The sequence below is a fragment of the Acinetobacter sp. 479375 genome, assembly GCF_000581715.1.
GTDB classification, from domain to species: domain Bacteria; phylum Pseudomonadota; class Gammaproteobacteria; order Pseudomonadales; family Moraxellaceae; genus Acinetobacter; species Acinetobacter ursingii.
The window spans coordinates 23500-38926 of sequence record NZ_JEZN01000002.1 but is presented as its reverse complement, the minus strand read 5'-3'; the positions used below and the strand labels follow the sequence as shown (position 1 = coordinate 38926).

At 42.5% G+C, this 15427-nt stretch carries 17 protein-coding genes; 13 read left to right on the top strand and 4 right to left on the bottom strand.

Annotated elements, in window-relative coordinates; genetic code table 11:
• Positions 1 to 249: 249 nt before the first annotated feature.
• From rph to J500_RS02565, 3 genes are all read right to left on the bottom strand, one after another.
• Positions 250 to 966, bottom strand: coding sequence for a ribonuclease PH (gene rph, locus J500_RS02575; protein ID WP_004988810.1), 717 nt, complete (start codon positions 964 to 966; stop codon positions 250 to 252).
• Between the two features lie 105 nt (positions 967 to 1071).
• A complete protein-coding gene (locus tag J500_RS02570; protein ID WP_004988813.1) occupies positions 1072 to 2223 on the bottom strand; it encodes a fatty acid desaturase family protein in 1152 nt (383 codons plus the stop codon).
• Between the two features lie 38 nt (positions 2224 to 2261).
• Positions 2262 to 3284 (bottom strand): flavin reductase family protein, encoded by a 1023-nt coding sequence (locus J500_RS02565; RefSeq protein ID WP_004988816.1) that lies wholly within the window; start codon positions 3282 to 3284, stop codon positions 2262 to 2264.
• Between the two features lie 189 nt (positions 3285 to 3473).
• On the opposite strand from J500_RS02565, the gene J500_RS02560 reads away from it, so the two are divergent.
• Positions 3474 to 4109 (top strand): TetR family transcriptional regulator, encoded by a 636-nt coding sequence (locus J500_RS02560; RefSeq protein ID WP_004988819.1) that lies wholly within the window; start codon positions 3474 to 3476, stop codon positions 4107 to 4109.
• Between the two features lie 124 nt (positions 4110 to 4233).
• Entirely contained in the window at positions 4234 to 4881 is a 648-nt protein-coding gene (locus J500_RS02555; RefSeq protein WP_004988820.1) for a TetR/AcrR family transcriptional regulator, read from the top strand.
• A 63-nt stretch (positions 4882 to 4944) separates the two neighbouring features.
• Here J500_RS02555 and J500_RS02550 read toward each other — a convergent pair whose 3' ends face one another.
• Complete coding sequence (locus J500_RS02550; protein ID WP_004988821.1) at positions 4945 to 5562, bottom strand: thiol:disulfide interchange protein DsbA/DsbL; 618 nt, start codon at positions 5560 to 5562, stop codon at positions 4945 to 4947.
• A 199-nt stretch (positions 5563 to 5761) separates the two neighbouring features.
• Here J500_RS02550 and ubiG point away from each other — a divergent pair, with 199 nt between their 5' ends.
• From ubiG to ssuC, 11 genes are all read left to right on the top strand, one after another.
• Positions 5762 to 6478 (top strand): bifunctional 2-polyprenyl-6-hydroxyphenol methylase/3-demethylubiquinol 3-O-methyltransferase UbiG, encoded by a 717-nt coding sequence (ubiG, locus tag J500_RS02545; protein ID WP_004988822.1) that lies wholly within the window; start codon positions 5762 to 5764, stop codon positions 6476 to 6478.
• 8 nt (positions 6479 to 6486) lie between these two features.
• Positions 6487 to 7182, top strand: coding sequence for an HAD family hydrolase (locus J500_RS02540; RefSeq protein ID WP_026039966.1), 696 nt, complete (start codon positions 6487 to 6489; stop codon positions 7180 to 7182).
• 43 nt (positions 7183 to 7225) lie between these two features.
• Positions 7226 to 7972 carry a YciK family oxidoreductase gene (locus J500_RS02535; RefSeq protein ID WP_004988824.1) on the top strand — a complete coding sequence of 249 codons (747 nt, stop codon included), beginning with the start codon at positions 7226 to 7228 and terminating at the stop codon, positions 7970 to 7972.
• A 160-nt stretch (positions 7973 to 8132) separates the two neighbouring features.
• Entirely contained in the window at positions 8133 to 8288 is a 156-nt protein-coding gene (locus tag J500_RS17485) for a hypothetical protein (protein ID WP_004988825.1), read from the top strand.
• Between the two features lie 295 nt (positions 8289 to 8583).
• The gene (locus J500_RS02530; RefSeq protein WP_004994549.1) at positions 8584 to 8979 is read left to right on the top strand and encodes an RcnB family protein; all 396 of its coding nucleotides are present in this window, start codon (positions 8584 to 8586) and stop codon (positions 8977 to 8979) included.
• Positions 8980 to 9176: 197 nt separating this feature from the next.
• Complete coding sequence (locus J500_RS02525) at positions 9177 to 9521, top strand: RcnB family protein (RefSeq protein ID WP_004994551.1); 345 nt, start codon at positions 9177 to 9179, stop codon at positions 9519 to 9521.
• A gap of 120 nt (positions 9522 to 9641) precedes the next feature.
• On the top strand, positions 9642 to 10997 hold the full coding sequence (gene argA, locus J500_RS02520; RefSeq protein WP_004994553.1) for an amino-acid N-acetyltransferase: 1356 nt from the start codon (positions 9642 to 9644) through the stop codon (positions 10995 to 10997).
• A gap of 361 nt (positions 10998 to 11358) precedes the next feature.
• Positions 11359 to 12333: a sulfonate ABC transporter substrate-binding protein gene (locus tag J500_RS02515; protein ID WP_034697972.1), complete on the top strand. Its 975-nt coding sequence runs from the start codon at positions 11359 to 11361 to the stop codon at positions 12331 to 12333.
• A 24-nt stretch (positions 12334 to 12357) separates the two neighbouring features.
• Complete coding sequence (locus tag J500_RS02510) at positions 12358 to 13365, top strand: aliphatic sulfonate ABC transporter substrate-binding protein (protein WP_004988835.1); 1008 nt, start codon at positions 12358 to 12360, stop codon at positions 13363 to 13365.
• Between the two features lie 74 nt (positions 13366 to 13439).
• Entirely contained in the window at positions 13440 to 14615 is a 1176-nt protein-coding gene (gene ssuD / locus J500_RS02505) for an FMNH2-dependent alkanesulfonate monooxygenase (protein WP_004988836.1), read from the top strand.
• Positions 14612 to 15415, top strand: coding sequence for an aliphatic sulfonate ABC transporter permease SsuC (gene ssuC / locus J500_RS02500; protein WP_004988837.1), 804 nt, complete (start codon positions 14612 to 14614; stop codon positions 15413 to 15415). Before ssuD ends, ssuC begins: the two co-directional genes overlap by 4 nt.
• Positions 15416 to 15427 lie beyond the last annotated feature (12 nt).

Here is a 15427-nt window from a genome sequence, read left to right as displayed (position 1 = left end):
CAATTATTTTTAGGCGGTTGTGTCGGCTGGGTCGATGAGTCATCGTCCTTGCAAGCACTGAGCATGACAGTGCTAATCATGAGAAAAAAACAAAAGAATTTAGACATGGGTCTCTCCATTGAAGAATGGAGACTAGTAAAAAGCTTGAAAATTACAACAATATGATGATTTGATGTCGATTAGATGAAGACATAAAAAAACGCATCCGAAGATGCGTTTTCACTTAAAATATTTCCACTCAAGAAAAGATTACCAGCCCAATGCTTCCTGTTGTTTTTGAATCAGGGTTTGAATGCCTTTTTCAGCCACTTCCAACATGTCATTGGCTTGAGTACGAGTAAATGGTTTTTCTTCAGCCGTGCCCTGAATCTCGATAAATTCGCCCGCTTGGGTCATCACTACATTCATATCGGTTTGGCAATTTGAATCTTCTTCATAGCACAAATCCAGTAAAACTTGGTCTTGATAAATCCCGACCGAGATCGCTGCAACCAAACCTTTAAGAGGATCTTGTTTGATTTTCTTCTTTTCTAATAACACATTCATGGCATCAATCAAGGCCACTGCCGCACCTGTAATCGCTGCGGTACGTGTCCCCCCATCGGCCTGAATGACATCACAGTCGATGGTAATGGTATTTTCACCCAATTTTTTCAAATCGACCATCGCACGTAAACTACGACCAATCAAACGTTGAATCTCTTGGGTACGGCCACTTTGTTTGCCACGAGCCGCTTCACGGTCACTACGAGTATGCGTAGAACGCGGCAACATGCCATATTCCGCTGTCACCCAGCCTTGTCCCTGCCCTTTTAAAAAGCGTGGTACCGAGTGATCAACGCTTGCGGTACATAATACCTTGGTATGACCGAATTCGACCAAAACCGAACCTTCAGCATAACGGGTGTAATTTCGCGTAATTTTTACATCACGTAATTGATCAAGTGCTCGTTGGTCAAGACGCATCATCTATCCTTTCTTTGCCGCTAATAAGATTGCAACATAGTATAGCAAAAGCCCTCAATAAAATTGGGCCGAATTTGGCCCAATCTTGTCTTTTTACAAAAGCACTTATTTTGCAAATGAAAATAGATTTTTCACTTTTTGAATCGTATTGGATACTTGATCGCTATAGCCATTGGGTAATGAACATTTAGCTAAACGCACCCAAACACTCCAGAACTGTTTCATAAAGTTGGCTTCGTTATAGTTCACGCCATATTCTTCACACAATGCTCTGATTTTAGGGGCAACTTCCGAATAACGATTTGCGGGCATATCAGGAAATAAATGGTGTTCAATTTGGTGGCTCAAATTACCACTCAAGATATGTAAACCTTGAGTTCCACTAAAGTTACTTGAACCCCGAATTTGACGTAAATACCATTGCGCGCGGGTTTCAGTCTCAGTGTTATCTTCTTCAAAAGTCTCAGCATCTTCAGTAAAGTGACCGTTAAAAATCACCGCAGACGACCATAAACTACGAATGACATTTGCTACAGCATTACCCAAAAAGACAGGAATGGCATTTGGTCCAGCAATCAATGGAAAAAACACATAATCTTTACCGACCTGACGCACTACTTTTTTGCGCAATTTAGCCGAATCTTTCCAAACCTCTTTCCATGATTTGGTTTTGTATACAATGGCATCTTCTAAATGTAAATTCTGCGCCCCAACATACCATTCAAAAAACACCATTAGTTGCATTGCCATTGGAACATTCAATAAGAAGCGGGGTTCCCATTTTTGTTGTTCACTGACGCGCAATAGTCCATAACCGACATCATGATCTTTACCGACAATATTGGTATAGGTGTGATGGACATAGTTATGGGTATGTTTCCAGTCATCCCCTGTGGCAATGGTATCCCAGTCATAATTGGCACCGTTTAAGCTTGGGTCATTGAGCCAGTCAAACTGACCATGCATGACATTATGACCCAGCTCCATGTTCTCTACAATTTTGGAAATACCGAGTAAACCTGTACCGACTAACCATACGGGTGGAATCCAGCCGCCAAACATTAACATCCCGCGTGATGCGATTTCGCTATAACGGACAAAGTTACGAATTTTGTAGATGTATTTGGCATCGGCTTCGCCCAGATTATCCATGACTTCACGGCGAATCTCTTCGACACGGCGACCAAATTCCTCAACCTGTTCTGGGGTTAAGTAGTTAGATTTACTGTTTAATGGAAATTTTACGGACATATTCATTATTTTTCTCCGAATCTATTCAAATGGACTGACGATTGTTAAAGATTGATCGTGACAGGACTAATCGCCTGACTGACGCACAGTTTAATTTGGGTGTTATTGCCATGATCAATTTCACCCGTCAGAATATTTTTGGTGGAACCACTGATTTTGGTACAGGTACAGGTATTACAGATTCCCATACGGCAACCATGTGCTGGACGTAAACCCGCTTGTTCAGCACTTTCCAGTAAATTGGTATTGGCTTCAAATGCTTGCTGCGAGCGCAAAAAAGTGACGGGTTGCGCTTCAAGCGTTTCATCGACTACAGGCTGGAAATACTCCATATGCAAACGATCACTCAGATTTAACTCTGCAAAAATCGTTTTGGCTGCTTGCATCATGTTCGATGCACCACACAAATACGTGTGCTTTTGCTCTAAATCGCCAATTAGCTTATTTAACAAATCTACAGTTAAATGCTGTTTTTGCTGAGTGGTATCAATGTGGTGATAATGAATTGATGGATGATGATCAGCTAAACTTTGTAATTCTTGATGAAACGCCGCATCACGACTAAAGTAAATCACATCAATTTGCGGTAATTGTTGTTTAATCGCTTGCTGTAATAAGGAATAAATCGCGGTAATGCCACTGCCTGATGCAATCAGTAGCGCAGCGCTTTGATCCTGATGCAAACAAAACTCACCCTGAGTTTGAGAAATCTCAATCACATCACCCGCGTGTAATTGGCTCATAGCGCGTGAAACGACACCTTGAACTTTAACGCCCAAATACAGATTGCCCTGAGCATCGATCTGCATCACAGAATAACTACGCTGATAACGTACGCCTGCCACTACCACCGTTACCAGAACACTTTGACCTGTCTTAAAATTGTGTGCGGCAAAGTTGCTATTGGGTTGTAAACAAATTTGATAAAGTTCAGGCGTGATCGCGGTCACTGAAGTTACCTGAGCTTTGACTTTTTTCCAAGTCCACATTGGGTTAACTTTTTCCAATATGAAATCGACAAAATCTTCGCGAATCCATTGAGGCTGATAATTGGCTGCAATGTTCATACGTTCCTCGTTTGTATCTGGCTATTTATATGAGTGAACAAATGTTCTTTCAGTGAACATGTGTACACATTATTCTTTTTTTTTAATTCAGTCAACAGGTGTTCACTGATTTTTTATTGATTGATTTATTTTTTTGAAAGCAGGACAGTTTTTGGTAGACTCATGGCTGGTTTAACATAGGTCAGTTGCATGTCGATACGGGATGAACGTAAACAACAAAGTCGCCAAGCATTACTTGATGCAGCATTGCAACTGAGTACTGCTGGACGTTCATTTAGCAGTATTAGTTTGCGTGAAGTCGCGCGTGAGGTCGGTTTAGTTCCTACCGCGTTTTATCGACATTTTCAGGACATGGATGCGCTAGGTCAGGAATTGGTTGATCAAGTGGCGCTGCATATTAAAAATCTGATTCATCAACTCGGACAAAGTTATTTACATCAAGCCAAAGCCAACCCTTTAAGCAGCATCGAATTATTTGTGCAGGCAGTCAATCACAGTCCACTGGAATGGCAATTTATGATTGCTGAACGTTGGGGTGGATCTGCTACTGTTCGCTATGCGATTGCCCGTGAAATTGAAGATTTGACCGAAGCCTTGACCACAGACCTGCGTAAATTGCCGACCTTTGAGCATATTCAGGACAATCAGGATCTTAAAGTGCTTTCTACGATTTTGATTAATATGTCATTTACATGGGCCATGACGTGGCTCAGTCTACCGCGACAATACGAAGGCGAAGCGCTACACCAGCAGCAACAGGCTTTTATCGAAAATGCTTCTACACAAGTTCGTTTGATTTTCCGTGGTATTGCCAACTGGGAATAAGGCCAATGCCAAACACCATTTGATAGCAAAAATATCAGTAAATTCCTGCAATCAGCTTGGCGAATTTACCAATTTGGCTTAATGTCAGTACATGCGTGTATGTACTGCTGTAATAGGAAGGGTTATGAATCCAGATCGCCATCAACAATTTTTAATTCGCAAGGAACGTATCTTAAGCGTTGCAGAAAAACTATTGTTGGAAAACAATCAGGAAATCACGCTGGATGAACTCGTCGCTGAACTGGATATTGCCAAAGGGACGCTGTATAAACATTTTAAAAGTAAAAATGAGCTGTTACTGGAACTGGTCATTGAAAATGAGAAAAAACTCTTAGAAATCTCGCAAAAGCACAATAATAATTTTAAGGAATATGCCCCAATTTATATGCTGCATCACTTGCTTGCGCCAGCGCGAACTATTTTGCTGCATCAGCTCGAAGAAAATCTAACCATGAGCGAGTCCAAACTTAATCATTTATTTAAAGAACTGTATGACATTCGTCAGGAACGCATTTTGGCGATTAAAGACATTACTGAAGCCTATTTAAAATCAGTCAATTACGATATGTCGATTCGCGATTATCTGTCTTATATCTGGTCATTGACCTATGGCGCGGCGTTACTGCTCAATTCAAGTTATTATCAACGTTCGATTGGTTCACGGCAAAAATTGATTAATCTGTATGTCAATCAGGCACTTTCTCTACCAACGCAATCCATCAATCTGGATGCTTTTGAACTAGAAATTAAACTCGATGAACTCAACAAATAAAAAGATAAATAAAAATAAAGCCCCTTTATCTAAACAATAGAGGGGCTTTTATGACATTAAGGCTTATTTGCCTTTACGTTCTTTTTCAATTAGATAGTTAATAACTTGAGTCACTTTACCATCTTCACCCTGAACCACGTATTTACCATTCACCACCACCGCAGGAACGCCTGTGAGCTGATATTGCTGTGCCAATTTATTGGATTCTGCAATTTTTGCGGTAATTGGGAATGAGTTAAACATGCTATTAAATTTCTGCTCTGGAACGCCATAACCTGCGTAGAACTTCGCTAAAGATGCCTGATCAAAAATTTGCTGCCCTTGGTCATGAATCGCATGGAACAATGGCAAATGGGTCTTTTTACGCACGCCAAGCGCTTCAGAAACATAATACGCACGCGCGCCTTGTTCCCAAACCTTATTCATAGCAGCAGGTGTACGCAAAAAGTTTACATCTTTTGGAATCTGTTTTAACCAAGTTTGCATATAAGGTTCAAGCTTGAAGCAGTGCGGGCAACCGTACCAAAAAAACTCACGCACTTCGATTTTCCCGGGTACCGCTACCTTGCCAGGATTGGCAACAACCGTATAATCCTTTCCTGCTACAAAATCAGCCGCCATAGCTGTGCCAGAAATTGCCATCATCGCGGCACACAGACCACCAAATACAAACTTTTTCATTCGCTGTTTTTTCCTCTAAATCATTGTGTTAAGTTTATGCTCTAAATATAAAACAAATATGCTAAATTCGTTTTGCTTGTGTGAAGATTTTTAGCATATCTTTTAGCAAGCTGGTCGCTTTTTTCCGATTTCTGGTTACACTAACACTAGTAAACCAAACTTAACGATTGATGAAAACACTTATAAAAGAGGTGACACCATGTCGCAACTGAATGTTGATCCACAAGAAATCGCAAAATTTGAAGCACTCGCAGCCAAATGGTGGGATCAGCATTCCGAATTTCGTCCGCTACATCAGATTAATCCATTGCGTTTAAACTGGATAGATGAACACGCAGGCGGCATTGCAGGCAAGAAAGTGTTGGATGTCGGTTGTGGCGGCGGGATTTTAGCCGAAAGCATGGCACGTCGCGGCGCAAATGTGTTGGGGATTGATATGGGTGAAGCGCCGCTGAACGTCGCGCGTTTACACGCACAGCAGGACAATGTTAAGAATATCGAATATCGTCAAATTCCTGTTGAACAATTGGCTCTGGAGCAAGCAGGACAATACGATGTGGTAACGTGTATGGAAATGATGGAGCACGTGCCTGATCCAGCCTCTATCGTTAAGGCTTGTCAGACTTTGGTCAAACCCGGCGGTCATGTGTTTTTTTCAACCATTAACCGTAATCCAAAATCGTATTTGTTTGCCATTCTTGGGGCCGAATACGTTTTACGCTTATTGCCAAAAGGCACGCATGACTATCACAAATTTATCCGTCCCTCAGAAATGGCACAGGATATCCGTGAAGCAGGTCTGACCTTAAAAGAAATGACGGGCTTACATTACAATCCATTGACCAAACATTATTGGCTTGCACCGAATGTGGATGTCAACTATATGGTACATACCGTCAAGGCTGTCGCAGTATGAGTGCAGACATGAAAGCCGTTCTGTTTGATCTGGATGGTACCTTAATCGATACCGCTGCTGATTTTATTCGGATTATTCAGGCCATGTGCCGTGAAGAACAACGCCCAGTCGTTGAGGCTGATCTGATTCGTACTCAGGTATCTGAAGGCGCACGTGCGATGGTGAAATTGGTCTATCCAGAGTTAGAACTAGATGACCCTGTATTTTTACAGCATCGTCAGCGTTTTTTGGATATGTATGCCCAGCAAATTGTGGTGGATACCGATTTATTTTCAGGCATGTATCCATTACTTGAAGAACTAGAGGCACATCAAATTCCATGGGGCATTGTCACCAATAAACCGCGTGGCTTAAGTGAGTTGTTACTGGCTGAACTGAATTTAACTGAACGATGCAGTGTACTGGTGTGTCCTGAAGATGTCAGCAAGACCAAGCCCGACCCTGAGCCGATGTATCTGGCTGCCAGACAGTTAAATTTGCCTAGCGAACACATCGTTTATGTGGGCGATCATCCACGTGATATCGATGCAGGTCGCGCTGCCAAGATGTATACGATTTTGGCCGCCTATGGGTATTTGCCGCTGGAATATCAGGATGATCTGGACGCTTGGCAAGCCGATGCCATCGTGCAGGATGTTACTGAATTACACTGCATGTTACGCCAATTACTACAGTTAAGTTCACAAAAACCCGTTAGCATGTGAGCAGTATCATTATAATTTGAATCAAATTTTAGGGAGGTTCACCATGAAATATTCAGAATATCAGCCTCGTACCGATTTATTAAAAGACCGTATTATTTTAATTACTGGTGCGGGTGATGGCATTGGTCGTGCTGCTGCCATGAGCTATGCGCTACATGGCGCAACTGTGGTATTACATGGTCGAACCCTGAATAAACTTGAAGTGATTTATGATGAAATCGAAAGTCTAGGCGCACCGCAACCTGCGATTTTACCGCTACAACTTTCCAGCGCATCGGTGCGTGATTATGAATTGTTGGTGAATACCCTTGAATCGCAATTTGGTCGTTTGGATGGAATCTTGCATAATGCAGGAATGTTAGGTGAACGTGTTCCTCTAGCCGATTATTCACCCCAAATCTGGGATGATGTCATGGCCGTCAATGTACGTGCGCCCTTTATGCTGACTCAGGCTTTATTACCCCTTTTACAAAAGTCAGAACATGCTTCGGTGGTATTTACCAGTTCTGGTGTCGGACGTGAAGCACGAGCGCTTTGGGGGGCGTATTCTGTTTCCAAAGTCGCCATCGAAGCGGTCAGTAAAATTTTTGCCGCAGAGCATATCCATCCCAATATTCGTTTTAATTGTATTAATCCGGGTGCAACCCGCACCGCCATGCGTGCAAAAGCCTATCCTGATGAAGATCCATTAAGCTTACCTACTCCAGAATCGATTATGCCGGCCTATTTATATCTGATGGGTGATGATAGTTTGCATCTGGATGGTCAAAGTATCGATGCGCAAGACTGAACCTACTCTTAAAGAAAAAGATCAGCATTCTTCGGGATGCTTTTTTCTAACACAATAATCGTATTTTTAAATTAAAATAAGAAAATTATTCGTTTTTACAAATTATACAACCCCATTTAAACTGCCTTCATATTTTCATTGATCCTTAAGGAGAACAGTCATGCGGGATTCCATTCATAAGAAACAAATTATTCAATCGATTCGTCATTTACAACTTTCAGAAACCCTTGTGATTGCACTAGATGATGCTCAACAGGCAACAGACATCATCGTCATGCTAGATTCCTTGCAGCGTTTTTCTGAACAATGGCATTAAACCCGTTTCACTTCGCTAAGGATGTGAAACGTATGGAAAATTTGCTTTGAAATAAATTACCCAAGCTCTGTTATTGCTATATCTGCTATTTATAGATGTATTAAGCTTCAAATCCCTCAGACTTAAGACTTATCCGACTGGACAAAACAAATTAAAACAGTGCAAAATGCCTAGGCAAAAAGATCAGTCTTATCTTCATATTTTTAATTGAATTATTGCGCAATCTTCACAGTTTCTCTGCATTTTTTTTGTACATTAAAACCATGAAAAAGAAGTACGTCACCGAGGAAGCATGATGAAAAAGATTTTGACAGTTCTGGCATTATCTTTGACTGCACTAATGAGTACGGTTGCAGTGGCTGGACCGTATTTTGATCGCGATAATAGCCATGATTTTCCTCAGGCACGTAAAGAGCGTGGTTATGATCGCAATCATAATGATGACAATGAACAGATGCGCTCAGAACAACGCCGTATGCGTGAAGAACGTGGCGTACAACGCTTAAAACAGCATCGCTGGCAAGCAGGCTATGTCATGCCTCAACACTATCGCAGCAATGGCTATAAAGTTGAATATCGGGATCATAATCTGCCGAAACCTGACCGAAATCAGCAATGGTATAAAATCAACAATGACTATATCTTAGTCAACTCAGATACCAATGATATTATTCGGATTGTAGGTTTCTAAACGATTTAATTTTATTAAAAATATTACTTTTTCTAGCCCAGATTCCAAATCTGGGCTTTTTTTAACCCTATGTTCACATGCTCTTCTTAATCCGTCCCGATCTTTCACAATTTGCTATGCACTCTTCACGTTTTCTCTCAAATTTGACGTTAAGTTAAAACCATCAAAGATAAGTTGAAACATGATAGAGGTACATTATGCAGATGAATAAATGGATCAGTACAATGGTTTTGAGCATGAGTGGATTACTGGCAACCAGCGCCATGGCCGCTCCACAAGATCCGCATTCAAAACATTATGTCCATCAAAATCAGGCAGAACTTCATCAACCCAAACATGAAATGGATAAAAAGCTGGATCCGAGCCGTGACTGGCGGATTGGTCATACCCTACCACGTCAGTATCAGTCATCGCGTTATCAGGTTGATTACCGTAGCCACAAACACTTGGCACAGCCCAAACGTGGTCAGCAATGGTATCAGTTGAATGGACACTATGTTCTCGTCTCTCAACATGATCATAAAATTCTAAAAATGCTTTGATCACGTCTAAGCTTTTTTAAAACACCCTGATGATGATTAGGGTGTTTTTTTGCATCAGGCATTCCCCTTTAACGAATTTTGTTTAAAATCAATCTATGTTTCTCTATTTTTGAGTCGATTATGCAATTACACGAGACTGAGTCTACTTCTAGCACCACGCAAGATTATGTGCGTTGGTTTCGTCACTCAGCACCGTATATCAATGCACATCGAAATAAAACTTTCATTTTAATGTTCGGCGGTGAAGCCGTTCAACACCCTAATTTTCAACATATTATTCATGATATTGCGTTATTGCATTCGTTGGGTATCCGACTAATTTTAGTCCATGGCGCACGTCCACAAATTAATCAAAATCTGCAAGAAAAACAGATTCAAACCCCGATTCACCTGCATCGTCGCGTCACCACGCGTGAATCATTAAGTTGTGTCATGAATGCTGTGGGTTCTATCCGACTGGAAATTGAAGCCCTGTTATCGATGGGACTGGCTAACTCACCCATGTTTGGTGCGCGTATTGATGCTGTTTCTGGCAACTTTGTCACCGCTAAACCTTATGGAATTCGTGATGGTGTGGATTTTCAGTTGACTGGAGAAGTTCGCAGTATCGATACCGACGCGATTCAACGGCACCTAGATAATCATAATATTGTGGTGCTGGGGCCAACAGGCTATTCCACCACAGGCGAAGTCTTTAACCTGTTGGCAGAAGAAGTTGCCACCAAAACTGCAATCGCCCTACAAGCGGACAAACTGATTTTTTTGGGCAATAAACAAGGCTTACTGGATGATCAGGGCAAAGTATTACGGGAACTCAATTCACATCAGTTAGACCATTATATTGAGCAATTTCAGAAAGATGATGATGAAATGGCCTTGCATTTACAGGGAGCGCAGCGCGCCTCACTGTCAGGCGTACATCGGGTGCATTTGATTTCTTATGCCTACGATGGTGCTTTAATTGAGGAGTTATTTACTCGTGATGGTATCGGCACCATGATTACCGATGCACATTATGAAGAAGTCCGTATGGCAACCATTCAGGATGTTGGTGGACTGATCAATCTACTACGTCCACTGGAACAAGATGGTATTTTGGTCTATCGCTCCCGCGAACGATTAGAAAGTGAAATTGGACAATTTGCCGTGATCGAACGCGATGGCATGATTCTAGCCTGTGCTGCGCTCTATCCAATTCCAACAGCAAAAAATGAAATCCGTTCTGCTGAAATCGCCTGTGTCGCAGTGGATCCTGCTTATCGCAAGTCGAACCGTGGCAGTCAAATCCTACATTTCTTAGAAGAAAAAGCCCGACAAAACGGCATCTTACAATTATTTGTACTCACCACGCGCACCGCGCACTGGTTCTTGGAACAAGGTTTTCAGACTGCCAGTGTCGACGATCTCCCCAATGCACGGCAAGAGTTGTATAACTATCAACGAAATTCATTGGTATTTAAAAAAATGTTGATGTAAATCCTGATGTTCTTTTTTTGAGCGGCCAGTCCATTGAGCATAATGGGCTGGCTTTAGCATAACGGTGTATATCTTTATTCTAACTAAGCTTAGTCATAAAACTTCTGTTGCGCTTTAACAAGATTATTAATTATTTTCATAAACTTATTCTTATTCAATAAAATATTTAAGATCAAATATTTAATAGATATGTTTTGATCTTTGCTATTTCTTTTAAATATTCCTTTTTGCATATCCTTAGCACTTTTTTATTTATCCATTTTTTTCATAACTAATGTCAAAAAACTTATTTTTTATGCAATAGAAATGGTTTTAAGGTGTGCCCTCAAAGCTTACTTTTAGATTTAGGGCAATACACCTCATGACACGCATCCTTTCTTCTTCGTGGTTCAAATTTTCAGTGATGACGGCGAGTATCGCAGGAATCATGATGCTCAGTGGCTGTGCCAAAAAAGAAGCTCAGGATCTCACCACCTTAAATATCGGTTTTCAAAAATATGGTTTATTGCCGATAGTCAAAGAGCGTGGCGTACTAGATAAAGCGTTAAAAGATCAGGGGATTACGGTCAAGTGGGTGGAATTTCCTGCGGGTCCACAGCTTCTGGAAGGTTTAAATGTCGGAAGTGTGGTGTTTGGCGAGGCAGGTGAAGCGCCTCCTATTTTTGCTCAAGCAGCCAATTCGAATTTGGTCTATGTCGCCAATCAGCCTGCTGCACCCAATGCTGAAGCGCTGATTGTGCCTAAAAATTCTACAATTCAATCCGTTCAGGACTTAAAAGGTAAACGCATCGCCTTCAATAAAGGCTCCAATGTGCATTATCTATTACTTAGAGTCCTAGAAAAGAACCAACTAAGCCTGAATGACATCCAAGTGGTGTACTTACCGCCTGCCGATGCCCGTGCTGCCTTTGAAAAAGGTGCCGTCGATGCATGGGTGATCTGGGATCCATTCTTTGCTGCGGCAGAACAACAAATTGGTGCACGTGTCCTTGCCACTGGACAAAATCTGGTCAGCAACCATCAATTTTATCTGGCAGATCGTAAATTTGCCCAGAACCACCCAGATGTGTTGAAAACATTGGTCAATGAACTGAATCAAAGTACGGAATGGGTTAAGACTCATCAGGATGATGCTGCCAAACTCCTAGAAAAACCGACTGCACTGGATTTCAATATTCTAAAAACCTCAATTTCCCGCATGGGCTTTGGCGTGACGCCATTGTCGCCACAAGTGATTAACGAACAGCAACAAGTGGCCGATGCTTTTTATCAACAAAAGTTAATTCCACAGCCATTAAAAATTCAAGATGCCATCTTAACTGGCGAAATTAAATAAATAAAACCAATAGGATAATAACTGATGATTAGCTTAAAACAGTGGAGTGCGATTGGCGCTATAAGTCTTGGATTGGGGCTCAGTGCTTGCCAGAAAACCGAATCTCATGCGCAAGCACAAAAAGAGGCAGGCACAACCCAGACCGCGCCAGTGAAAACCTTAACCATCGGTTTTCAAAAATCTTCACTGAATTTTTTGATTGCTAAACAGCAAAAAATATTTGAGCAGGAATTTCCAAATGCCAAAATTGAATGGCGTGAATTTCCAGCTGGCCCACAAATGCTTGAAGCGTTGGCTGTAGGTGCCGTAGATTTTGGTGCAGTCGGCAATACACCGCCCATCTTTGCGCAAGCCGCTGATAAAGATCTGAGCTATGTCGGTTATGAAGTGGTCCCTGCCAATTCTCAAGCCTTGCTGATTCCAGCCAATAGCACAATCAAATCGATTCAAGACCTTAAAGGAAAACGTATCGCGGTACAAAAGGGTTCAAGTGCGCATGAATTGCTTGCCAAGGTGCTACAAAAAGCAGGTTTAAGCTGGCAGGACATTCAACCCGTCTGGCTCCCCCCTGCCGATGCCCGTGCCGCCTTTGACAAAGGTGCCATCGATGCTTGGTCAATCTGGGAACCGTACTTAAGTACCACTGAGCTTAAAGGTCATGCTAAATCGCTGATCGATGGCACAGCTTTCCCAACTACCTATTCTTTCTATATTGGTAATCCAAAATTTATCCAACAGCATCCTGATGCTGCGCAAAAAGTATTAACTGGCTTAAACCAAGCAGATCAATGGTTTGTGAAACATCAAGATGAAGGTTTAAGTATTTATGCACAAAGCACTGGACTGGATACCCAAGTCGCCAAAGCAGTACTAGACAAGCGACTTAAGCCATCACCTGTACAACCTGTGACGCCTGAAGTCACCCAAGCCCAACAGAATATTGCCGATCTATTTCTGCAAGTTCAACTGATTCCTAAAAGTATTCAGGTGAGTCAAACCATCTGGACAGCCAAATCACCCAAGGCTTCTTAATTTTTAAGTTAATGAATACTGAGTTTCTTAACACTCACGCAATTTGATGAAAACGCATTTAAAGGAAGGTTAATATGAATATTTTCTGGTTTATTCCCACTCACGGTGACAGTCGCTATTTAGGAACCAGCAAAGGTGCGCGTCAGGTGGATCATGCGTATATGAAACAAATTGCGGTGGCGGTGGATAATCTGGGTTATAGCGGTGTTTTGATTCCAACGGGACGTTCATGTGAAGATCCTTGGATTACTGCGGCCAGCCTGATTGATGCAACCAAGCATTTGAAATTTCTGGTGGCGCTACGTCCGGGGATTACCACCCCTGCACTGGCAGCCCGTATGGCCGCCACCTTTGATCGTTTATCTGGCGGTCGCGTATTGCTCAATCTGGTGACAGGCGGTGATGAACAAGAACTTAAAGGTGATGGCTTGTATGAAGACCATTCAACCCGTTATCAGACCGCCAGTGAATACGTTAAAATCTGGCGTGAAATCCTGACGCGCTCACATACAGGCGAAGCATTTACCTTTCATGGTGATCGTTTGAGCGTCGATGAAGCCAAACTGCTCTATCCACCGATTCAAAAACCTTATCCACCCTTATGGTTTGGTGGTTCATCCGATGCTGCTTCAGAACTGGCGGCTGAACAAGTCGATACCTATTTGACTTGGGGTGAACCTCCTGCGGCGGTTAAAGAGAAAGTTGAAGGTATGAAAGCAAAAGCTGCTGCAAAAGGACGCACTCTGAACTATGGGATCCGTTTGCATGTGATTGTGCGTGAAACCAATGAACAGGCTTGGGCAGCAGCCAACGAACTGATTCAATATCTGGATGATGACACCATTGCCGCAGCACAAAAGAAATTTGCACAAATGGATTCGGTTGGTCAGCAACGCATGGCGGCTCTACACGGTGGTCAACGTGACAAACTTGAAGTTTCGCCAAACTTATGGGCAGGCATTGGACTGGTTCGTGGTGGAGCAGGTACCGCGCTGGTGGGTGATCCAGAAACGGTTGCTGCGCGCATTCAGGAATATGCCGACTTAGGGATCGACACCTTTATCTTCTCTGGTTACCCTCATCTGGAAGAATCGATTCGTTTTGCTGAACTGGTGTTTCCACTACTTCCACTCAAAACCCGTGAAAAACTGGCGCAACCGAACCTTACAGGACCTTTCGGTGAAATTATTGCCAATAACTATGCACCTGATCAGACCAAGAAAGAAAAAGTGGTCAAGGAGCCTGTATGAGTTTCAATACAGCCTCCTCTATTGTTTCACGTGGAACAATAGCGATTTTTAAACGCAGCTTACCGTGGCTGTTTCCAATCGCATTGATCCTGATCTGGCAACTCGCGTCCAGCACAGGAATCCTGCAAAGCCGCGTCTTACCTGCGCCAACGGCGGTGATTAGTGCATTCTGGCATCTGCTGGTCAGTGGTGAACTTTGGCATCATGTCAAAGTCAGTGCAGGTCGAGCACTGCTCGGTCTGTTAATTGGGGGCGGATTAGGACTGCTGTTAGGATTACTGAATGGCTCATCCAAAACCGCCTCGACGCTACTCGACACGACCTTACAGATGATTCGTAATATTCCTGCATTGGCGCTAATTCCTTTGGTGATCCTGTGGTTTGGCATCGATGAATCTGCCAAATTATTTCTGGTCGCAGTCGGTGTTTTTTTCCCAATGTATATCAATACCTATCATGGTATTCGTTCAGTTGATCCACAATTGATCGAAATGGGAAAAAGCTATGGTTTGACCCGCTGGCAACTGTATAAAGACATCATTTTACCGGGTGCGATGCCGTCCATTCTGGTCGGATTACGCTTTGCACTGGGTCTGGTGTGGGTACTGTTGATTGTGGCAGAAACGATTTCGGCACAGTCTGGTATTGGTTATATGACTATGAATGCACGTGAATTTTTACAGACCGATGTGGTGCTGGTCGGGATTTTACTTTACGCCTTATTGGGCAAACTTGCTGATGTTCTGGCACAGGGGCTTGAGCGCTATTTCTTGCGCTGGCATGCAGGCTATCAACCATAAATTTCGAGGGCT